Origin of the sequence: Acinetobacter sp. 8I-beige, assembly GCF_902505955.1 — a bacterium.
In the GTDB taxonomy this organism is placed as follows: Bacteria; Pseudomonadota; Gammaproteobacteria; order Pseudomonadales; family Moraxellaceae; genus Acinetobacter; species Acinetobacter johnsonii.
On record NZ_LR732791.1, the window covers coordinates 51,545 to 73,438 of the forward strand.

Below are 21,894 nucleotides of genomic sequence, written 5' to 3' on the forward strand. Positions count from 1 at the left end.
CTTTATTTTTTCCAAAAAACTATGCCAATACTTTTATCATCACTGTGTTGGGGGGTAGGCCAATGGTGCAACTCGTGTTGTATATACTTTTTTATTCGCCTTACACTTTGCAATGTAGCTTTTTGAATCAACGTCGATGTAAATAGCTGTTCATTAAATAGATCATCACTTATCCCATCTGTAAGTAACACGATGCCGTGGTTTTGATGTGTTAAATTAATTTCTTTATAAGCCCAATCATCCCATTTTTTGGAATACCCCAAGGCATTGGTCTGATTACTAAATAAATCATCGGACTTCACACCTACATGACCAAAATTGTCTGATTGATAATAAATAGCACCATCTCCCAATTGAAACAGTCGCACTTTTCCCTGACGATTTCCCCACGCGAATAAACAAGTTGTCGCAGCATCAGTCGGTAAAATATTTTTTTCTTTAAGCAGCTTTAGCCAGTACATGTAGATTTTCTTCGCCACTTCTTTTTCAGCTAAAGAAAAATCACAATACTTCAAAACTTCATATACCGACTGACAGGCTAAGGATGAACCAATATGAGATAAAGGCTTAGATCCCATACCATCGCACACTGCAATGCACCAGTTATTCTTCCAAAACCGGTGCATGACAGCATCTTGATTCAATTTTTTTTCACGCAGATTGCGTGGACCAATCATTGAAACGGAACATAGTGATAAATACACAATTAAAAATCACTCAGATCCAATTCATCATCTGGTAATTTCGAAAAATCAACTGTAGGAAGTTGATTAGGCGTGTTACTCTGAGAGCGGCTACTAACACTCATACTGACAACTCTAAAGAAACGGTGTATCTCTTTTGCATTATGTGCTTCAAATACTTCAGTCGCTTCTAAATCATTCATAAATGCCTTTAACATGTTTTTATCAGCACCTGCGCCTATGGCCATTGCCATACGCGATGCCTTTTGTGCTCTGTCAGAATTTTTCAACTTATTAAAAGAAGATTCCCAATTGTCTGTTGGAATACCATCAGAAATCAGAACAATCGTTGGCTTATAAGCACGACTAGGAATAATTTCTTTATTTTCAATCATCTCTAAGGCCAACTCAAAGGCACCACCCATTGGTGTTCCACCTGAAGCAACCAAATCATCTGTTTGATTAATTTGCCATGCAGGCGTTAAAGGCACATGCACCTCAGCTTTTGAACCTCCAAAAGTAATGATAGAAACCTGAATTTCAGCATTTAAACGACTTTCTTGAGATAACGTACTGAGGAAATCTTTTAAGGCAGCATTGAGTGCGCCAATATTATTATCCTGTGTCATGCTTCCACTTACATCAGCCAAAATAATGACTGGTAAAGGTCGTGCTGTTGCTACAGCAAATTGTTGCATTACCATTTTAATTTCCCCCTCTCAATTATTTAAAATTAGCTTCACACAAAGCTATTTATTTTTTAATATTATGATATTTATCACAAAAAAAACATATATTTACATATATTTTTTAGTCTAATCTAGATATAAAACAGATTTTGAACTTAAAAATTTAAGTTATTAATCACAGATCAGCCTAAAAGTAAGATTAAACCTAGAACTCAACACTTTTTTCCGTTTGGGTACAGCATGTTCCCAAAAATGTTGCATTTCACCAGACATAATCAACAAGCTACCGTGTTGCAATGGCACTGTAAATTTCAGGTGATGATTATCTTTATGGCGAATCTGAAAATCACGGGTTGCTCCAAAATTCACAGATGCAATTGTCGGATTTTTACCAAGCTCTGGCTCATCATCTGTATGCCAATTTAAATAGTCTTCACCAGTTCTATACCAATTCATTAACACACTATTGAATTGTGTACCTGCGACCTTTTCAATTTGCTCTTTTATATACAGTAAACCTTTATTCCATGGATTCGGCTGTGACAGAATACCTGAATATTTATAAGCCTTACCGTCATCACCATACCAACTGGTTAATCTAGGTAATGGAATTTTTTTCCCATATAAATGAATATAATCCTGTTTCCACAAAATATGTTTGAATTGGATTTTTTTTAAATTTTCAGTTTGGATTGCACTCCAATCTACTTGCTTCAGATCATAAGTGTCATTTTCCAAAAAATACTCTACTGAACGATCACTAATTTTTTGAGGGAAAAACTGAGGTGCGTAGAATAACGCACCATTCGGGATCTGAATAATAAATCCTTGACGTGACTCATCCCATTGACTTGAACACCCATCAACTTCAGGTAACGCAAATGAAAGCGTCTTTATCTGGTTTCCAATTACTGTATCAAATAAATCATTCATTTTAGTGAATCTCAATTTTCAAACAAAAGTAAACGTGATTCATATTTTTCTCATCACTAAAACGTTCAAATTGTGCATGAGTGACATTGAATATTTCATTTTCTTCAGGTTCTAATCCCATTAAAGCATCAAAGATGCTCTCTAATCGAGAAGTTCCACCATAGCAATTACGATCATTACTTACTGCAATAAAATAATGTGTCCCACCCTTAGCTAAAATTTTATTGAATAACTCAAATTGATCAAAACCTTCAATATCCAAAATATTTGAGAAAATATGAATATTCATTTTATCGGTATTAATGCTTAAATGATTTTCCTCAATATCATCTAATTCTTTTGTAAAGGTTTGGATATTTAGATGAGGTAGCTTACATTCAATTATGCTCTTTGCACGTGTTAATGCAATTTCCGAGGGTTCAATCAGTGTGATTTGAGAGATATCTTCCTGTAAACCTGATGTATTTTCAATCAAAAGTAAAGTCGCTAATCCCTGCCCACAGCCATAGTCATATAAGTGCATATCTTGACCATTATTATCACTTAACATTTCAACAATATTTGGTACGACATGACTCCATTGGCGCTGAACCATCAAACCATACGAATACAGATATTGATTTAGTAATGTTGGACAATCAATAATTGCACGACCACGATTTAGGCTTGCTTGAGCATTCATATCTCGACCAGCAATCTGACGTAGTGATGTGAAAGTAAGGCTTTCTGTTGTCATAATCTTTTGTTGTATAGCATTAATAACTACATCATTCATCTTAGTACCCTTTTAAATATCTAATTTATGGGCACATGTTAAATAAATTGATTCGTTAACTTTAAATTTTGGAAGCTTATGTCAGGAACACACAATTCAAATATGTAAATAGAATAAAGTAATGCATATTTAGACCTTAAGAGCTTATCGACAAACGTAAGCTTACGGTATGCCCTTCCAATGCATATTAAATCACTCTATCTTTAAAATTATTAACTACAACAATTTGGTCTTTATCTATCGGTAAAGAGAAAGGTGTACTTCTCCCATTCTGCTTTGGCATAAGACGAGCTGCCAATTCATTACCTAGCTGTTTTTCTAAATGTTTTTTAAGTTTTGACTTGGTACTATCAAAAAAATCCTTGGTTATTTCAATATTCGTATCACTTTCCTTCAACTCATCATAATGAATTAAATATTCTTCAGTAAGTTCACGAATATACTCTTGTTCAGCAAAGCTCATTTCTCCTTTATGAGACCCAGTAGGAGCTTTTAAACCTGCTTTGCCTTGAATTTTATAATCAGCAAACCACATTAGAAGTGCCATTTCACGTGGTGGTAAATCTGCTTTGATAGAATTGTTGACCTGAATATATCGTTGAGTAACATTAATTTCTAAAGATAGTGACTGATTCACCTGGTTTAGTTGCTCTATCACATCAGAAAATTGATAATTATTCATTCTTAATGGGTGAGTAGTTGGCAAAGTATTTCTTAAGCGCACGAAAGGAATATTTGCTAAAAAGACTTTCGCATGTTGTGCATTCAAGTGTTCTTGGGAATTATATTTCCCAACAAAATGTTCATAAGGCGTTGGATAATAAAAATTTGTTGCAAACTCAAAATCTTCTGAAACTAGAATATGGGACATACTATCTTGTGCACGACCATATAGAGATAAGGCATATCCCGCATAAAACCCCATGGTTTTACGCCCACCTGCAATAGAAACATGTACTGTAGAACTCTCATCATCTGTGAACAACTTAATTAGTCGACAAGTTTCATTTGCTGCAAGTTCATTATCATCTAGAGATTTGAGATCTTCTAGCTCTTCACCATTACAAGTGATGACATGGACAGTGGAATCATCGAATTTGATATTGGATAAATAAAAATCTTTCAAAAATTGTTCAAAAACACCATCATTAAAGAGTCGTGATCGAATCTGTATTTTTCCTTTAGAAGTAGTCAAGACATGTATTTCATTGGGCACCCACTTATCAGAGCTTTCAGGATCGACAGCCAAGGCATATAAGGTTTCCGTTATGATCTGAGGAGTCATTCCTGTCACTAAAAATAATATATTTTTTTGCATCCAATTTTACCTATATGCTAATTTGAATGAACTTTTGATTGATAGATCATAATGATGATCTATCTTAATTCTAAAATTTTTCGGGAAAATCATATAGTCCAATACAACACCTTAATTAAATATTTATAATTTTTAGAAAAAATAAAAATTTCACAATCTGTGATATAAATCACACTCATTGGAATTAAAAAATTATGGTGTTTAAAATTAGTAAAAAGCATTATATCTAATTTATAAAATTTTTAACTTTATTTATTGAAAGTACAAGCACCGTTATTATTCATTTCGTTATTTCATTGATCCAACACAGATTTTTATTTTTTCAAATTCAAAAAAAATCAATAAATTACAAACACAAATCCAATCAAAAAGATATAAATCTGAATTAAGAATAAAATTTAACATTGTTAGCCTTTTGTAAAAAACAAAATATATATTTCCATTTATTATCAACACCTAAACCTTTAAAACAAACACAATTTTACTCAAAAATTAAAATGTAACACCTCTGATGTTTTTTAAAACACAAATTATGATATTAATAATAAATCTACTGATTAATTAATGTAGATTAATTCTAATCTTATGAGGTTCAGTAAAATGACTAATCAAAATCAACAGCAGAAAAATCAGCAACAGCAGCAGCCAAATCAACCGCAAAAAAAGCCAGATCAGCAACAACAGCAACAGCAACCAGACCAACCGCAAAAAAATCCGAATCAGCAAAAATAACCGAACCAAAACCAGCAAAATGACCAACACTTTCAACAGAAATAATATTTTTTCATGTTGAATAATATTATTAAATTCTAAAACTCATTCATTAATTAAATCCAACTAAGAATTTTTTTTTGAATTCTTAGTTGGATAGAATTGGAGTTCATTATGACTATCAATGACCATCAAGACGAAAACCCAATCAAGCATGATTGGCGTACAGATTATTCAAACCGCCCATATTACGGCGATATCCAACGAGAACTTCCTGATCTAGATTATGACCGTGATCTTCGTTCAGCCTATGAATTAGGTCAGCATGCCCGAAATGAGCGTGGTACTGATGCACGATTTGAGGATTCAGAAAGTGATCTAAAAGTAAAATGGGTAGAATTAAAGGCTGAATCACGCTTAAAGTGGGAACAAGCCAAACATGCTATTAAAGATGCATGGGACAAAATGTAAGCCAGTATAATGATAATGAGCCTTTTAGGCTCATTATCAGCACATCTAAATAATAATTAAATAGGTGTAAAATGGACTTTATAAAAATACTATTAGCTGATACTACATTTACTTTTGCAGCAGAAATTGTACTTCGTAGTGTCTTGATGTACTTCCTGATTATCTTAGTTTTAAGATTTTCTGGTAAACGTGGTGTTAGGCAACTTTCCATCTTTGAAATCGCAATTATTCTTAGTTTAGGATCTGCTGCTGGCGATGCTATGTTCTATGAAGAAGTTCCCATCATACATGCTGTCATCGTTTTTGCAGTAATTATGGCTTTATATCGCTTAACAACTTATTTAATGATGAAATCCGATGCTATTGAGACCGTATTGGAAGGTCGACCAATATACATCGTCAAAAATGGTTTACTGATTGTTGAGGATATTAAGCAAGAAAAGTATTCATATGATGAGTTCTTTGCTGAAATGCGCCAAAAGAAAATAGAGCATCTTGGACAAGTTAAAATGGCACTGCTTGAGACTGATGGCTGCCTAAGCGTGATCCCATATTCTAAAGAAAATATAAAATGGGGCCTTCCTCTGTTTCCCGATGAATACCAAATCGCAGATCATCATAATGTCGATCACTTTTATTCTTGTATGTTGTGTGGTCAAACCCAACGTTTAAATCATTTAAATGAAGAATGCCCTCGCTGTCAAAATACAAAATGGGCTAAATCCTGTTTGTATTGCGAGGAATATCAAAATTAATAAGGTTTTGTTTTGACTTAGATTAATTCAATATTATTTAAAATGAATAGTTTAAGCGAACAAAAAATACACATTTCTTTACCTTACTCAAAGAGTAAATACTTAAAGTTTATATGGGTATCTTTGATCCAAAAAAGAGTTTTCTGGCAAGTAACTCATATTCGATTGTAGATAACCTATTAAATTGTGTAAGCACAAAATATCCGTCAACAAATAAGCCATTAACTTACGTGAAAATAAATACTTATTTTCATAAAACGTTATAAAGCAAATGTATAAGAGAATGTGATATGAAAGAACCAAATACACCAAAAATTGACCAGCTTTCTGAGGAAGCATACGTGGATCCTATAGGTAAAACTCTTACCACTTCTTTAGGTGTTCCCGTAGCTGATAATCAAAATAGTCTAAAAATTAATGAGAAAGGCCCTACTCTTCTCGAGGACTTTCTTCTAAGGGATAAACTTATTCATTTTGATCGTGAGCGTATTCCAGAACGTGTTGTACATGCTCGAGGGGTCGGTGCTCATGGTTACTTTCAAGCTTATACCGGTAATGAAAAATGGACTAAAGCCAAGTTCCTAACGGACACAAATAATCAAACCCCTATCTTTGTCCGTATTTCTACAGTTCAAGGTGGGCGAGGTTCGGCTGATGTCGTTCGAGATGTACGAGGTTTTTCTATAAAATTTTATACTGAAGAAGGAAATTATGATTTGGTGGGGAATAATATCCCTGTCTTCTTCATTCAGGATGCTATTAAATTTCCGGACTTTGTTCATGCAGTAAAACCAGAAGATGCCAATGAAGTTCCAACTGGTCAATCTGCCCATGATACTTTCTGGGATTTTATTTCTTTAAATACCGAAGCATCACATATGACTACTTGGATAATGTCAGATAGAGCAATTCCAAGAAATCTACGCTCTATACAAGGTTTTGGCGTTCATACATTTAGATTGATTAATAAGAATAATGAAGCATTCTTAGTGAAATTCCATTGGACTCCAAAGCAAGGGGTAGCTCAAGTCGTCTGGGATGAAGCCCTAAAAATTAATGGCAAAGATCCCGATTTTCACAGACGTGATCTGTGGGATGCTATTGCGCGTGGCAATTACCCGGAATGGGAATTAGGCGCACAAATTTTCTCTGAAGAAGATGCAAAACAATGGGACTTTGATGTCTTAGATGCTACAAAATTAATCCCAGAAGAACTTGTACCTGTCACTCCACTAGGTAAATTTGTTTTAAACAAAAATACAGATGATTTTTTCGCAGAAACAGAACAAGTGGCTTTTAGTCCTGCAAATATTGTCTCAGGTATAGATTTTAGTAACGATCCCCTTTTACAGGGACGGCTATTTAGCTATACGGATACTCACTTACACAGACTAGGTACGGTAAATTTTAATCAAATTCCAATTAACAAACCCGTTTGTCCTTTTCATACGAATAGACGAGGTGGTTATGCTAATCACGAAGTTTATAAAGGAAAGGCAAATTATGAACCTAATTCTGTTGATGAAAATTGGCCAAGAGAATCACCTAATGACAGTGGTGCCTTCAAGACACATCCTGAAGAAGTACAAGGCAGCAAACTAAGAGTTCGACCAGAAAGTTTCGCTGATCATTTCTCGCAAGCCACAATGCACTACCATAGTTTGGAAAAACATGAACAACAGCATATTAAGGATGCATATTCTTTTGAATTATCTAAGGTTAAATCGGAAGATATCCGCAGACGTGTAGTTTACGCTGTCTTAGCTAATATTGACTTGGACTTAGCTGAATATGTTGCGAAAGAGTTAGGTATTAAAACTCCCCCTAAACAGCAAGATAGTCTGCACCAACCCGTAATTGCATCTTCGAAAAGATTAAGTACCTCATCTTTTCCTGCATCTGATATTAAACAGCGAAAAATTGCCTTGCTCGTTCATAACGGTGTAAATGCGTCATCAATAGATGATATTAAAATATGGGCTGAAGCAGAAAAAGCTATTGTGGAAACTTTAGCACCGAACGCAGCCCCTGTTAAATCTAGTGATGGCAATGAAATACCAGTAGATGGAAGACAAAATGGCGAGCCTTCAGTGACTTATGATGCCGTAATCGTGATTGATGGGAATAATTTAGAAGTATTTAAGGCTGATGGAGTTTCTAAACATTATGTATTAGAGACATATAAACATCTCAAGCCCATTGTTTTCTTGGGTGATAAATGCGCTTTAATAGATGAGTTTCAGCTCACTAAGGATGCAGCTCTATTCTCTACACAAAATTTTAAAGAGATCCAAGATCAATTCAAACAAGCTATTCAAAATCACCGTTTGTGGGATAGAGAAAAAGTTGTCGCAGCTATTCCAGCATGAATTTATTTGAGATTAAAAGTAGTGTAAGCATTTGATTTCAAAAAGCCCTCGTCGAGGGCTTTTTGATCTACTTTTGCTCTTTAAGTGGATTCTCAGGCTCTTCATTTGGTTTTTTCTGAGGATCTGGATTCTGATAGGTTTTCTGATCACCCTTGTCATCGTTTGATTCTTTTTGAGGTTTTGATTCTGGATTTTGCTTATTAATCATGTCGGTTCCATCACGTGAAATACTATAATAATAGATATGACATCAGGCTCTATCTATCAATAATAGATATGTTACGCAATACTACCCTGTAAATAATTAGCACCTTAAATTCATTACTATTTCCCTAAACTATTATGCATTGATCACACCTGATAGTTATAGGTGGCTTTGTTGCACAAACCTACCGATAAAGTCCTATTCAGCAATATAATTTATAAATGAATAAGCCTACACCTAAAATTTATCGTACAACCAATTGGTCATCCTACAATTGCGCTTTGATCAATCGTGGCAATTTGACAATTTGGTTTGATCTGAATACTAAGTGGCATGCACAATCACAAGGCAAACAAGGTCGAAATCAAACCTATTCTGATATAGCAATTCAGTGCTGTTTAATGATCAAATCTCTATTTCGACTTTTTTTAAATATGGTCACAGGCTTTATACAAAGCCTTATTAAGCTTAGTGGGTTAAGTTGGACAGCACCAGATTACTCCACCCTCTAAAGACGGCAAAAACATATTGATATTGCAATCAGCTATCAAAAAAATCATGAAGGACTATATCTATTAGTAGACTCAACTGGCCGTAATTTTTGGTGAAGGTGAATGGAAACGCAAGAAACACCAACCTGAATATCGTCGGCAATGGCGTAATCTGCATATTGGTATAGATGCTCAAACCCTTCAATTATGTACACTACAACTGACCAAAAATAATGTCAGTAATTCACAAATTCTTCAGGATTTACTTAATCAAATCCCATCTGATGAGCAGATTAATTCTGTCTATATAGATGGATCATATGTTACAAAATATTGTAGACAAGTGATTTCAGATCGACAAGCACATGCCATGATTCCATAAAGAAAGAATGAAAATGCCATGCAAAGATAAGAAAGTGAGATGCATGGAGCGAAATGAGTTATTTAAAACAGTTAAACGTCTAAGAGGAGCACTTTGGAAAAAGTGAGTCTGGTTATCATCGGCGAAGTTTGGTCGAAACCAAGATAAATTGCATCAAATTATTAGGCGATAAACTCTGCTAAAGGAATTTTGACAGCCAAGAAAATCAGATCCATGCAAGCGTAGCCGTATTAAATAAATTTACAGAATTATGTAGTCTTCATACATAAGTTGTAACTTAAATTTTAGTAACTTAGGAAAACTTTACCTTCAAAGACTTTATGTAACAAAACCCCTTAAATTAAAAAATCAACGATAAGATTTTCTTTATTTCAATAGCTTATTTTCCTACGGGATAGCCTTGTTCAAGCCAAGCCTGATAACCGCCCCGAACAGACTTCACATAAGTAAATCCCATATTTTGTAATGTATCTGTTGCTAATGCTGAACGGCCACCCGTGCCACAGATCAAATATATCGGCTGATCTTTAAGGTATTCCAGTGCCTGCTGAGTATCGCAATGATGACTGGCTAAAGGATGCTGTTGAATTCTCATTTCCAAAACACCACGAGGATAATTCACCGCTCGGTCTATTGCTGCCGCCTGAAATTCATCCGGTTCCCTGATATCAATCAGAATGGTTTTATGGTTTTTCATCGCTTCAAACAGTTCAGCTACACTCACTTCCTGAATCCGGCTTTTCGCATTCAGAATCAATTGCTCTGCAGTTTTCATCATTTTCATTCTTCCTCGTGCATCATATTCATATTTTATAAACTAGGGTCAGGTAGATTAAAAGCTGTTTAGCTTCAATGCCCAACCAGCTTGTTTCAACCCTGTTGATACGATCAGGCTATGCAAACCTTAGTTTTGCTAACGTCTTCTCATATGCTACCGCTGTTTAGATATCAAGCCAGATGAGACAGATCATATCCAACAGGCATCAACTCAGGCATTTTTATCTAGACAGCGTACAGAACTACCCCATGAGTGCGGAATAGATTAAATACATCGCCACCCCAACCACGGTGGTGGCAAATATTTTCTGTACTTTGTTACTGTCAATCCGATGCATCAGACTGCGTCCAATCAACATCCCCACAGTACAGGCCAGGACAAAAGTCAGCGTGACCGAAACAGGATATTGAAATCCATCCAGCACATGGGCATAAATACTGACCCCGCCAATCAGGAAAATAATCATCAGGGAAGTCGCAACGATACTGCGCATATCCAGGTCTGTGAATTTACGCAGGGCTGGAACAATGACAAATCCCCCACCCACACCAAGCAAACCGGTCAGTAAACCCGCCACGACACCAATACCGGCGAGGAACGAGGCAGTTTTGGCATCCCAGATCAGGCGACCAGTGGTTTGATTGACCTTGCACGGTGCATTTCCATGATCATGGACTTTATTAAAGAAGATCCGGTAAGCCACAATCAGCATCACTAAACTGAAAGCCAGTGTCAGCCAGACCGGAGAAACAATAGCAGCCAGCTGCACCCCGTAACGTGCAGAAGGAATACTAATGAGAGCAATCCAGAGCGCAGCACGATAACGCACAATACGCTTGAATAAACCCTCGAACGTTCCGACCAAAGTGGACAGCGTGACTGCAATCAATCCCACCGGCGCAGCTTGGGCCACGGTCCAACCCTGACTCGCCATAAGTGCGGGTACAGCCAGAATACCGCCACCGGCACCGGTTAAACCCAGCAAGCCACCAATTGCCAATCCTTCCAGTATTAATGCCCACATCGCCCTCTCCCTTATCCACAAAAATGATTCAATAAAGGTTGAACTTTTTGTTGAATCACGATACAAGCTTATTTGAAGTAGTTAAGAGGAAGCTTGAGGTAAGAAACACCGTTTTGTTCTGGCTCAGGAAACTGTCCTGCTTTCATATTGATCTGAATCGCCGGTAGAATCAGCTTAGGCATACTCAGTCCTGAATCCCGCTGATTTCGCATCTGAGCAAATTCAGCTTTACTGATTCCCTGATGAATATGGATATTCTGTTTTTTCTGCGTCTGTATATCAGATTCACACACATACGATTCACGTGTTTCAGGCAGATAGTCATGACATAAAAAGACCCGGGTATCTTCTGGCAACTGAAACAGGCTTTGCACCGAATCATAAAGCTGTTCTGCGCTGCCTCGCGGAAAATCACAACGTGCTGTACCATAATCTGGCATGAACAACGTATCACCCACAAAAACCGCATCGCCAATCACATAACTCAGGCAAGCAGGCGTATGTCCCGGTGTTGGAATGTTATAGGCTTTCAATGTTCCAATTTGGAACGACTCATGATCTTCAAATAAATAATCAAAGAGCTGCTGGGCATTCCATTGTTTAATATCCAGATGATAAATCGCGCCAAAAGTTTCCTGAACAATACCAATTTTCTGGCTCATGGCAATTTTGCCACCCAGTTCTTCTTTGAGATATTGCGCTGCAGTTAAATGATCAGCATGGACATGGGTTTCGAGAATCCACTCGACCGTTAAACCCTGCTCTTTAATATAGGCAATAATTTTATCGGCATGAATAGTGGATGTACTTGCTGATGCCGGATCATAATCCAGAACGCTATCAATAATGGCGCAGGCTTTGGTCGCCGGATCACGTACAACATAACTGAAGGTATTGGTATCTTCGTGAAAAAAATCTTTTACTATAGGTAAATTTGACATCGTTAAGCTCCTGACCATTTACGGTGAATCCATACACCCACCAGCATTGCTACAATAAAATAGAGCACTTGATAGTGGCCCAAACCGATCAAAGTGAAACTTGGCGCCGGACAGATGCCGGCAATGCCCCAACCTGCACCAAATAAAACCGCACCCGTGATCAGCTTCTTATCTATCTGATTATTTTTAGGTAAATCAATAGGTTCATTAAATACTGTTTTCGGTTGCGCCGTACGTAATGCTTTCTGGAAGGGAATAAAGGCCACAGTAATCGCGCCCATCATCACAAAGGCCAGACTGGCATCCCAATCGCCAAACAGATCCAGGAAATCGAGTACTTTTTCCGGATTGGACATGCCCGATACCATCAATCCCACAGAGAACAGCGCACCAAATAAAAAGGCAAACAGATTTTTCATTTTAGAATGCTCCTGTGATATGACGGATAATATAAACAGCGACAAAACCTGCAAACATAAAAGTCATGGTCGCGATGATAGAACGCTTAGACAGCCGACTAATGCCACAAATTCCGTGACCACTGGTACAGCCCGAACTCAAACGTGTCCCAAAGCCTACCAGCAGACCTGCCACAATCATCATCAATGGGCTGGCATTCAATTCGATTTCAGGTTGTACAAACAGACCATAAATAAACGGTGTAATGATCAAGCCTGATAAAAACCAGATCGCAGGCGTTTTAAATACGGTTTTTGGGTTTAATACCTGCCCAACCAAACCACTGATTCCTGCAATACGGCCATTGACATAAAGATAGCCAACCACGGAAAGCCCGAGCATTAAGCCGCCAATAAATGCGATGAGGAAGTCATGCATGATGAATTAATCCCTATACAATATACTTTTTTATATTATATAATATAAAATATTAATCAAGCAGTTTTATGGTAAATTATGTAAACTGCACGGGCTACATCAAAAGTTGTGAGGACATTTATGGATATGATTGCTGAAAATGCCAAAATTGATTTTTCTCAAGTCGATTTCGTCAGCCAATGCCTGAAAGTTTTGGCCAATCCTGATCGCCTGAAAATCTTATGTGTCCTGGTGGATGGGGAAATGAATGTTCAGGAAATTGAAGAATCCACTGACATTCATCAACCTACACTTTCACAACAACTGACTGTCCTACGTAAGGCTGACATGGTCAGCACACGACGTGAGGGTAAACAGATTTTCTATCGTCTGAGTGATCCCAAGGTCTTAAGTTTGATGCAAAAGCTGTACGAGCTGTATTGTGCGAATTAATCCGCTTAGTACAGCCAAAAAGAAATGATCAGAAGCAGTAAACCTTTGTTTTTTTAAATACTCTTAATATTGAAAAATCTTGTACTCATTTTTTCTCTAGATTAGATTTAGTGAACTAAATCTGAAAAATATTTTATTCAAATTACACAGGGTTATAATTTATCGATTTACAAGTTTGTTCTTATATCGTGCTAGAATTTTGATGTCTACTCAATGTTTTGAACTGCTTTTACCAGAAGAGTGATCTACATTCCGGCTCATTCCATCTCGTGTTTGGAATCACTCTGAATTCTCCCATCCACCAAATTAATGGTTCGATCACAGGTCGCCGATAATCTAGGATCATGAGTCACCAATAAGACTGCACAGTCATGTTCGCGATGTACTTTACGAAATAATTCAAACATTTCCGCAGCAGTTTGAGTATCCAGATTACCTGTCGGTTCATCGGCCAACAATAGTGCAGGCTGAGTAATCAGTGCACGTGCAATCGCTACGCGTTGCTGCTGCCCTCCAGAAAGCTCATTGGGTTTACGGTCAGCGAACTTATCTAACCCTACAGCGGCCAATAACTCATGGGCATATTGCAACGCAGATTGATCTGGCTTACCTTGCTTCAGCATTAATGGCATGAGTACATTATGTAAGGCAGTAAAAGCCTGTATAAGATGATGGAACTGAAACACAAAACCTATACTATTGCCTCGTAATGCTGTCCGAGCCGTATCATCCATACGGCTTGTAGCCTGCCCCAACAAGTACAACTCACCACGACTAGGCTGATCTAATAAGCCGAGAATATTCAGTAAAGTACTTTTGCCTGAACCAGAAGGACCAATTAATGCAGCAAAGTCATTCCGTTGAATACACAGGTCAATTCCATGTAATACCTCCACTTCATTAGGCTGCCCAACATTGTAAGACTTTCGCAATGCTTCTAAACGCAGTACTTCCTGAGATGGATCAAACATGACGAATTGCCTCCACAGGATCAAGTGCAGCAGCCCGACGGGATGGTATTGCAGCAGCCAAAATACCTGTCACTGTCGCCAAGAATAATGCCGACAAGATAAGCTTGATTGAAATCGAAATATAAAACAAGCCGGGACCAAACTGATTAAATCCCCAGATCAAACCATAACTGACTACACTACCAAGCATCGAACCAAGCAGACCAAAAATTGCTCCCTGAAACAAGAAAACTCTTAAAATTTGTGCTTGTGTCGCCCCCGTCGCACGTAAAATACCGATTTCCCGAGTCCGTTGCACCACACTCACCGACATCACACTGGCAATGCCAAAAGCGACTGAAATCCCTACAAAAACAATAATCATGTTTGTAGAAAGACTTTGAGCAGTAATCGCATTCATTAATTGAGCATTGGTTTCAATCCAGCTTTCTGCTTTTAATCCTGTCAGGCGTCCAACTTGTGAGGCAATTTGATCCGCCTGAAAAATATCCTGAATCGTCAGATCAATCACGGTCACGCCGCCCGGCAAATTAAGTAAAGATTGCGCCTGTTTCAAATCTAGATAGACATAGCGCGCATCCAATTCACGCACGCCCAGTTCAAATATCCCAGAGATATTCACCACCGCATTTTTCTGTTGCCCAGTATCTAACCTTAATTTGCTCCCGACTTCCACACCCAAATCTTTGGCCAATTGACGCCCAATTAATACATTATCCGCACTGACCCGTAATTCACCACTCACCATATATTGCTTTAACGGAATAATTTGTTGATAACGTTCAAGATTGATACCAACCAAAGCAACCGATTGAATCGCCTCTCCACGCTGTACAAATGCAGGACCAGAGATCACAGGAGAAACCGCCGTCAACACGGGCAACTGATCTAAAGTCTCAGTAATCTGCTGCCAATTATTAATAGAGCGTAAGCGTTGCGCACGCTGATCTTCTTGTAACAACTGAAGTGTTCCTGCTGCTGGTGGCACAATGTGATTCACCTCATCTGGTGAAAGCAAACGAATATGCGCCTGCGTCCCTAAAGTCCTTTCTACAATATTCGATTGTAAGCCCTGAATTAAGGCGCTAATGAACACAATGACTGCCACCCCCACCGCGATGCCAATGGTAATCATCATCGACTGTGTGCGACCCTCTCGCAGAAAACTGATTGCAATAGTCCACTCTGTCCAAAGTCGCCCAAAAAAGTTTTTCAATCGAATTTCACCGGTAATTCGTTTTTGCTATTTGTCGGATCCGTTTGACTCTGCAGAACACGTTTAGTTTGCTCTATTCGGACACGAGTTCCATCTTTAAGCACTGATTCTGCATCGGTAAGGACGTGATCACCTTCTTTCAATCCAGCTACAACTTCCGACATGACCAAACCACGTAAACCCAGTGTGATGGGATGACGTTGAATTTTTCTATCTCTTACTAAAATAACCATAGCCTTGTTTCCACTTATACTGCTTAAAGCATCATTTGGAATGACCAGGGTTCGCTCGCGCTTGTTGGTTTCAACATTTACCGATACCGTCATGTCTTGACGCAAAAAATCAGGGACTGGATCAACTGTTAATCGAACGTCTATTGTGCCACGTTGAGCATCAATACTTGGGGCAATAAAATTAATATGGGCAGGAAAAGGTTGATTTGGATAGGCATCCGTAATCACTGCTGCTTTTTGTTGTAAAGCCAGCAGTGGTAAATTTCGCTCATCAAATGGCACTCGTATTTCAGTCGCACCATCCAGTGCAATAGTGAAGAGAGTCTGACTCGGTTGTACCAAATCCCCTGGCTCAACATTACGGGTTAAAATAATACCTGAAACTTCTGCGCGAATTTTGGTCTTGGCGAGTTGCGCTTGTAATGCAGCGAGTCGTTCACGTAATTTTGTCTCTTCAACTTTATCTCGGGCAAGTGAAGCAACTTTTAATCGAGCTGATTCCAAATTATTACGGGCGAGTTTTTCTGCCTCTATCGATTTCTCCCTTTCCTCTGCTGATAATATTCCTAATTCGGTATTTCGTCTGCGTACCGCCTCTCTTTGAGCCTGTTCTAATTGCACTTTGGCATTCGCTAAATCGACTTCTGCTTGCGGACGTCTAGTGGTTGCGAGTTCCTTTAATTCAGCTTCTGCCTGCCGCACCTGCGCTGAAATTTCATCAGATTTCAGTACTAAAAGAACATCCCCTCGAGAGACCCGATCTCCCTCTTGAACCAAGCGCTCAAGAACAACCCCTGTAATTTCACTACCAATCTGAGTCCGAGATACTTTCTCTACCCGTCCTGAAGCAACAACTGTCTGAATCAATGGACTAGATACGACTTCATAACTAGGTAACAATGGTCCTTGCCACCAGCGATATGTGGCAAAACTGACGAGCAAAACCAGTAGTATGATCATGATCCAAGGCTTATAACGGGTAACAAGCAATTCCATTCTCCAAGCCAGATTAAAGAAAAGTTTTTGAATTGAATAATTAATGTCTAGTTAAATATATATGAAAATTTAGTTACAACACACCAAATTAAAAAAGCACACCATTTTTATTAAATTATTTTCTCTTACTGTTATAATTTTTTCATAATATTGATTAAAACAAACAAACAAACAAACAAACAAACAAACAAACAAACAAACAAACAAACAAACAAACAAACAATAAACCTATATTTTTATATATTTCATAATTTTATATAAAATAATAACACGTTTTAGACTTTAACATTCCAGCTATCAATAACGTAATACATAGCCATATTTAGTAAAGTAGCTGTGATGGTGACAATTGAACTCACTATTTAAACCAATGAAAAATCTCTGAATTTGAATTGTGTATTAACCCTTAAAAACCCAAATCAAGAAAGGTGCTCAAATGAGCACCTTTCTTGATTTTATACGCTTTCAATAAAGACAATTAATTTTAATAAACTTCTTTTATCTTGAAAATTTACACCAATACCGTATTTAGTTGGATTTTCATCACATTGTGATTGACTACTTTTAGGAAATTGAGCAAATGCTGAATTCATATTACCCATTTCTTCAAAACTAAACTCAATATTTTCGAACGAAAGTAGATCTTCTTTAAGAGCAATAAAACATGGATGTATCATTAACCGCAATGGTTCTGGATTTCGTTTTTGAGTATCTAATAAACGTTTCACATAGATGTACTGCCCATTCTTCAATTGAAATTCATAAGCATATTCTCTAGTATTCGTTTCTTTGATACCCCATTCCTTTATTGCATCATATATTTCTTTACAGCTTAAATATCTCATTTTCTAACATCAATAAAATAAAACTATAAATCAGTTAATGGTTGATCACGAAGAAGAGCTTTTCGCTGCTTCCAGTCTGGTAAATATTGGTTCATGTAAGCTAAAAATTCATCATTGTGAGTACGGACGAATAAATGCACCAATTCATGCACTACAATATATTCCAAGCATTCATAAGGTTTTTTAGCTAACTCAAGATTAAATAATGTTCGAGCCGTATCAGTATTACAGCTTCCCCATTTTGTTTTCATCTTTCGAATACCATAGGCAGAAATCGTAACCTGCATTTTTTCTTGCCACTCGAGCAGCAATTCATCTAAAGCTGTCTTTAGCTCTGCTCGGTAAAAATCATCAATTACTTTACGACGATTATCTACCGAAGAATTCGGGTTTACATATAGATCCAACCATTGACCATGCTTATTTATGTAATGCTTACCAGATCGCTCGATAACATTTAATCTGTAATGCTTACCCCACAAATAATGACTTTCGCCACTCATTATTTCACGCTTAGATTGCCTTCTCTGCTCATTAAAATCTGCCTGTTGCTTTTTAATCCAGGCTAATCGCCCAATGACTGCCATTCGCACTGCTGTTTCAGACATATTTAAAGGTGCAGAAACTCGTACATCCCCTAAAGGAGGATGTACGGTAATATTCAGATTTTTAACATCTTTATGATTTACTTCAATATGAATTGAGCCAATCTTTAAAGTTGAGATCAATGATATTCCTGATGCTTTTGCGCAAGCGTTAAATAGGCTATTAGAACATTTTTATCATTAATACCCAATTCTCTACTTAAACCTCTGAGCAAAATTTTCTCTTTTGCATCATCACCCACCCATGCAGCCAATTTGTTGGATTGGATGGCTTTATCAATCTTTTGCGTTAATTCGATATTTTTACCAAAGTTGTCGAATAATGCTTGTTTACCTGGAGTATTGATTCCCTCGGGATAATCATTCCGTCCTGCTGGCTGGGCCACTTTTCGTGTGAGATCGCGTATTTTCTCAAGATACTCTTTATAAGCCATTGCATTCTTACGTCTGAGCTCAATGATTTCATTAAGTAAAACAGACATTTGGTCGTAGTAAATTGGATTTACGGGATTCTCTTCTACGATCTTTTTACGGACGTTATTTTCAATTGCCTCAGCCATTGATTCAGGATTTCTTCTGATGTTTTCAGGTACACCCTTAAAATCATCATCGCCTCTTAGAATTAGATCAATTAACCCAAACTCTTCAAACTTAATGACTTCTTCGCTGCTTTCTGCCTGGATGTACATATCCAGTAACTGACGCATTGCAGGCTCATAGACCTTCATGTCAACAGCATCACCGCTATGTGCTTTTATTTCTTTGCTTACATTTTCAAAGAACTTTACATCCACTTCTAAATCTGTAATTTCCTGTGATTTATATCCCGCTTCTGGTAACTCATTGGCAATGCTAGCGTAGCTGCGCAATAGTTTATTCACCGCCTTATATAAAGCTAAGCGCAACGACTCTTTTTCCTTTATTTCTTCAGAATTCAATCCAGATTTACCGCAGAAATAATGTTGATAGTCTTGACTCAACCGAGGTGCAGGCACAGGTTCACATAATGCTTTGACTACTTCGAGAGCCGTATCCAAATCTAAACGTGCAGACTGAATACGATCTTTCAGTAATCCATCTACATCTTCTTTGTCATATCCATCTAAGGCTTCAGATGTATAATCTTTAATAGTCTTATCAATGGATTTAAAAAGGTCTTTATAGTCAATGATATAACCATACTCTTTATCATCAGAATCTAGACGATTCACACGACAGATCGCTTGGAATAAGTTGTGATCTGCCATCGATTTATCAATATATAGATATGTTGCTGACGGTGCATCAAACCCTGTGAGTAATTTATCAACTACAATGAGCAGACGCATTTGACCAGGTTCTTCAATGAATTTTTTCTTTACCTGTTTTTCGAACTCTTCAACTAAATTCCCCACTTGATCTGCTGGCTTTTCAAAGTAGTCTGCCAACATTTGGCGATAAATATCATACTTGGCTAGTTTTTCTGTTAGTCCAGCCCCTGATTCTTCGCATTTAATACTCGCAGCTGTAGGTTGGTAGCTGGTCACAATTGCGACTTTACCTTTTAAGTCTGTGTCATTAAATAGTTTATAGGCAGTACATGCTTGATAAACACTTGAACAGACAAGCATGGCATTTCCTCGCCCATCCATAAGCCTAGGACGAGTATCCATATCCATCAAAATATCAGCAACAATCTGCTCCTGTCTCGAACGGCTTGAAAGTACCTTCTGCATCGTCCCCCACTTCTGTTTAAGTAAGGTTTTGCCTAAAGGGGATAATTGTCTGGTCTTAGCTTCAAACCATTCATCTACTTTCTTCTGTGATGTAATGCGTTGGTCAATATCTCGCGCTTCATAACGAATATCGAGAACTACACCATCTTCAACCGCTTCATTAAATTTATAGGTATGGATATAAGAGCCAAACACTTCAATGGATTTTTTCTTATCCTTTTTCATCAGTGGCGTACCTGTAAAACCAATAAACATGGCTTCAGGTAAAATCAATTTCATAGCTTCATGCAATTTGCCTGATTGGGTTCTATGACATTCATCCACGAACACAAATAAATCGCCTTTAGCTTTAAAATCATGCGGTACGGCTTTTTTCATTTCTTCGATAAAATCCGCTGAAGATGCTACATCATCCTCTTCATCGTCAACCTGGCGACCAAACTTATGTACTAAAGAACAAATCAGCCAAGGATTGGTTGTGTTTAAGGTATGGATCAGATCAGCACCACTACGCGTCCGATAAATGGCTTCCTCAACCCCACCAAAAACTTTTTCAATCTGTTCATCAAGTTCAGTACGGTCAGTAACAATTAATACACGGCTATCAGGTACATTCTCTCGAATCCATTTGGCTAACCAGACCATGGTTAAGCTTTTACCAGAGCCTTGCGTATGCCAGATGATACCGCCTTCTCTTGTTGCAATTCTTTGTTTTGCTACTTCAATACCGAAGAACTGATTATGACGACAAGTCTTCTTAATGCCTGCATCGTAGACAATAAAATCATGAATTAGCTGTAAAAAGCGTTCTTTATTGCAGATGCGACTCAGATGATAATCGAGCTTATTTGAATAAGGATTTTCTAGTTCTTCTTTCCACTCAAGATAGTACTTCTCTGCCGTCTCGATCGTGCCGTAACGTAAACCTTGCGTGTCATTACCCGCCATCACCAACTGCATCGTCGTGAAGAAATCACGAATGAAGTCTTTTTTCTGGTTATCTAGGTTTTGGCGAATACCTTCTGTTAACCCTACAGTTGATCGCTTAAGTTCAATCACGCCCAAAGCAATACCATTTACATAAAGAACGACATCAGGTCGTTTCTTATATTCACCTTGAACAGAGACTTCTTCTGCTACGGCAAAGTCATTTGCTTCTGGATTTTGCCAGTCAATGAGCCAAATGGTTTGATTTTGCTCGCCAGCACCTTCTTTATCTTTTACACCATAACGTAATAAGCGATAGACATCTTTATTGGCATAATAAAGCTTTCGACCTTCCCCTAATGCTGATGCAGCATCAATTTGGCGGAATGCCTTTTGTATTAATACACCACTGATACCACGTTTTTTTAGCCATGCTTTTAGATCTTGCTCACGAATATTTTTATTATTTAGGTCATGTAAGTTTCCTAAATAACGATAACCCAAATCATTTTTAAATAATTGAACTACACGGTCTTGTGTGACACGTTCACGCTGTCCGACTTCACTCATTACCCTTACCCTAATCTTTAAT

General features: G+C 37.6%; 22 protein-coding genes and 1 pseudogene. 6 read left to right on the forward strand and 17 right to left on the reverse strand.

The genetic code is table 11. From position 1 onward, the window contains the following. Positions 1 to 2: 2 nt before the first annotated feature. The 5 genes from GVX98_RS10175 to csm6 all read right to left on the reverse strand — a co-directional run bounded on the left by GVX98_RS10175 (position 3) and on the right by csm6 (position 4,398). Positions 3 to 677 carry a PP2C family serine/threonine-protein phosphatase gene (locus GVX98_RS10175; RefSeq protein ID WP_159128011.1) on the reverse strand — a complete coding sequence of 225 codons (675 nt, stop codon included), beginning with the start codon at positions 675 to 677 and terminating at the stop codon, positions 3 to 5. A 29-nt stretch (positions 678 to 706) separates the two neighbouring features. Further along, positions 707 to 1,387: a VWA domain-containing protein gene (locus tag GVX98_RS10180; protein ID WP_004822999.1), complete on the reverse strand. Its 681-nt coding sequence runs from the start codon at positions 1,385 to 1,387 to the stop codon at positions 707 to 709. 156 nt (positions 1,388 to 1,543) lie between these two features. Continuing rightward, a complete protein-coding gene (locus GVX98_RS10185) occupies positions 1,544 to 2,305 on the reverse strand; it encodes an alpha-ketoglutarate-dependent dioxygenase AlkB (protein WP_159128012.1) in 762 nt (253 codons plus the stop codon). Position 2,306: 1 nt separating this feature from the next. Further along, a complete protein-coding gene (locus GVX98_RS10190; protein ID WP_139421616.1) occupies positions 2,307 to 3,080 on the reverse strand; it encodes a methyltransferase domain-containing protein in 774 nt (257 codons plus the stop codon). Positions 3,081 to 3,267: 187 nt separating this feature from the next. After that, positions 3,268 to 4,398: a CRISPR-associated ring nuclease Csm6 gene (gene csm6, locus GVX98_RS10195; RefSeq protein ID WP_159128013.1), complete on the reverse strand. Its 1,131-nt coding sequence runs from the start codon at positions 4,396 to 4,398 to the stop codon at positions 3,268 to 3,270. Positions 4,399 to 4,998: 600 nt separating this feature from the next. Here csm6 and GVX98_RS16990 point away from each other — a divergent pair. The 4 genes from GVX98_RS16990 to GVX98_RS10210 all read left to right on the forward strand — a co-directional run bounded on the left by GVX98_RS16990 (position 4,999) and on the right by GVX98_RS10210 (position 8,704). Next, a complete protein-coding gene (locus GVX98_RS16990) occupies positions 4,999 to 5,130 on the forward strand; it encodes a hypothetical protein (protein ID WP_004981672.1) in 132 nt (43 codons plus the stop codon). 153 nt (positions 5,131 to 5,283) lie between these two features. After that, the gene (locus GVX98_RS10200; RefSeq protein ID WP_159128014.1) at positions 5,284 to 5,580 is read left to right on the forward strand and encodes a hypothetical protein; all 297 of its coding nucleotides are present in this window, start codon (positions 5,284 to 5,286) and stop codon (positions 5,578 to 5,580) included. Between the two features lie 71 nt (positions 5,581 to 5,651). Further along, positions 5,652 to 6,335 carry a DUF421 domain-containing protein gene (locus tag GVX98_RS10205; RefSeq protein WP_004981678.1) on the forward strand — a complete coding sequence of 228 codons (684 nt, stop codon included), beginning with the start codon at positions 5,652 to 5,654 and terminating at the stop codon, positions 6,333 to 6,335. A 290-nt stretch (positions 6,336 to 6,625) separates the two neighbouring features. Beyond that, positions 6,626 to 8,704: a catalase gene (locus tag GVX98_RS10210; RefSeq protein ID WP_159128015.1), complete on the forward strand. Its 2,079-nt coding sequence runs from the start codon at positions 6,626 to 6,628 to the stop codon at positions 8,702 to 8,704. Positions 8,705 to 8,771: 67 nt separating this feature from the next. Here GVX98_RS10210 and GVX98_RS16770 read toward each other — a convergent pair whose 3' ends face one another. Beyond that, the gene (locus tag GVX98_RS16770) at positions 8,772 to 8,912 is read right to left on the reverse strand and encodes a hypothetical protein (protein WP_004986534.1); all 141 of its coding nucleotides are present in this window, start codon (positions 8,910 to 8,912) and stop codon (positions 8,772 to 8,774) included. 218 nt (positions 8,913 to 9,130) lie between these two features. On the opposite strand from GVX98_RS16770, the pseudogene GVX98_RS10215 reads away from it, so the two are divergent. Next, positions 9,131 to 10,051 (forward strand): annotated as a pseudogene (locus GVX98_RS10215) (IS5 family transposase). Between the two features lie 110 nt (positions 10,052 to 10,161). Here the strand turns inward: GVX98_RS10215 and GVX98_RS10220 are convergent. From GVX98_RS10220 to GVX98_RS10240, 5 genes are all read right to left on the reverse strand, one after another. Continuing rightward, the gene (locus tag GVX98_RS10220) at positions 10,162 to 10,557 is read right to left on the reverse strand and encodes a rhodanese-like domain-containing protein (protein ID WP_159128032.1); all 396 of its coding nucleotides are present in this window, start codon (positions 10,555 to 10,557) and stop codon (positions 10,162 to 10,164) included. A gap of 244 nt (positions 10,558 to 10,801) precedes the next feature. Beyond that, on the reverse strand, positions 10,802 to 11,584 hold the full coding sequence (locus tag GVX98_RS10225; protein WP_159128016.1) for a sulfite exporter TauE/SafE family protein: 783 nt from the start codon (positions 11,582 to 11,584) through the stop codon (positions 10,802 to 10,804). 68 nt (positions 11,585 to 11,652) lie between these two features. After that, complete coding sequence (locus GVX98_RS10230; protein ID WP_005262089.1) at positions 11,653 to 12,525, reverse strand: MBL fold metallo-hydrolase; 873 nt, start codon at positions 12,523 to 12,525, stop codon at positions 11,653 to 11,655. A gap of 2 nt (positions 12,526 to 12,527) precedes the next feature. Further along, the gene (locus tag GVX98_RS10235; protein WP_159128017.1) at positions 12,528 to 12,944 is read right to left on the reverse strand and encodes a DUF6691 family protein; all 417 of its coding nucleotides are present in this window, start codon (positions 12,942 to 12,944) and stop codon (positions 12,528 to 12,530) included. Position 12,945: 1 nt separating this feature from the next. Beyond that, positions 12,946 to 13,362 (reverse strand): YeeE/YedE family protein, encoded by a 417-nt coding sequence (locus GVX98_RS10240; RefSeq protein ID WP_159128018.1) that lies wholly within the window; start codon positions 13,360 to 13,362, stop codon positions 12,946 to 12,948. A gap of 120 nt (positions 13,363 to 13,482) precedes the next feature. On the opposite strand from GVX98_RS10240, the gene GVX98_RS10245 reads away from it, so the two are divergent. After that, positions 13,483 to 13,794 (forward strand): metalloregulator ArsR/SmtB family transcription factor, encoded by a 312-nt coding sequence (locus GVX98_RS10245; RefSeq protein ID WP_004984482.1) that lies wholly within the window; start codon positions 13,483 to 13,485, stop codon positions 13,792 to 13,794. Positions 13,795 to 14,051: 257 nt separating this feature from the next. Here GVX98_RS10245 and GVX98_RS10250 read toward each other — a convergent pair whose 3' ends face one another. The 6 genes from GVX98_RS10250 to GVX98_RS10275 all read right to left on the reverse strand — a co-directional run bounded on the left by GVX98_RS10250 (position 14,052) and on the right by GVX98_RS10275 (position 21,872). Next, positions 14,052 to 14,765 carry an ABC transporter ATP-binding protein gene (locus GVX98_RS10250; protein ID WP_004984479.1) on the reverse strand — a complete coding sequence of 238 codons (714 nt, stop codon included), beginning with the start codon at positions 14,763 to 14,765 and terminating at the stop codon, positions 14,052 to 14,054. Then, on the reverse strand, positions 14,758 to 15,981 hold the full coding sequence (locus GVX98_RS10255) for an ABC transporter permease (protein ID WP_159128019.1): 1,224 nt from the start codon (positions 15,979 to 15,981) through the stop codon (positions 14,758 to 14,760). Before GVX98_RS10255 ends, GVX98_RS10250 begins: the two co-directional genes overlap by 8 nt. Beyond that, a complete protein-coding gene (locus tag GVX98_RS10260) occupies positions 15,978 to 17,204 on the reverse strand; it encodes an efflux RND transporter periplasmic adaptor subunit (RefSeq protein WP_159128033.1) in 1,227 nt (408 codons plus the stop codon). The genes GVX98_RS10255 and GVX98_RS10260 overlap by 4 nt, the downstream gene beginning before the upstream one ends. A 461-nt stretch (positions 17,205 to 17,665) precedes the next feature. Then, positions 17,666 to 18,055, reverse strand: a complete 390-nt coding sequence (locus GVX98_RS10265; protein ID WP_078426614.1) for a hypothetical protein — start codon at positions 18,053 to 18,055, stop codon at positions 17,666 to 17,668. 23 nt (positions 18,056 to 18,078) lie between these two features. Further along, positions 18,079 to 18,783 (reverse strand): M48 family metallopeptidase, encoded by a 705-nt coding sequence (locus GVX98_RS10270; protein WP_159128020.1) that lies wholly within the window; start codon positions 18,781 to 18,783, stop codon positions 18,079 to 18,081. Further along, complete coding sequence (locus tag GVX98_RS10275; RefSeq protein ID WP_159128021.1) at positions 18,780 to 21,872, reverse strand: type I restriction endonuclease subunit R; 3,093 nt, start codon at positions 21,870 to 21,872, stop codon at positions 18,780 to 18,782. Before GVX98_RS10275 ends, GVX98_RS10270 begins: the two co-directional genes overlap by 4 nt. Positions 21,873 to 21,894: the final 22 nt, after the last annotated feature.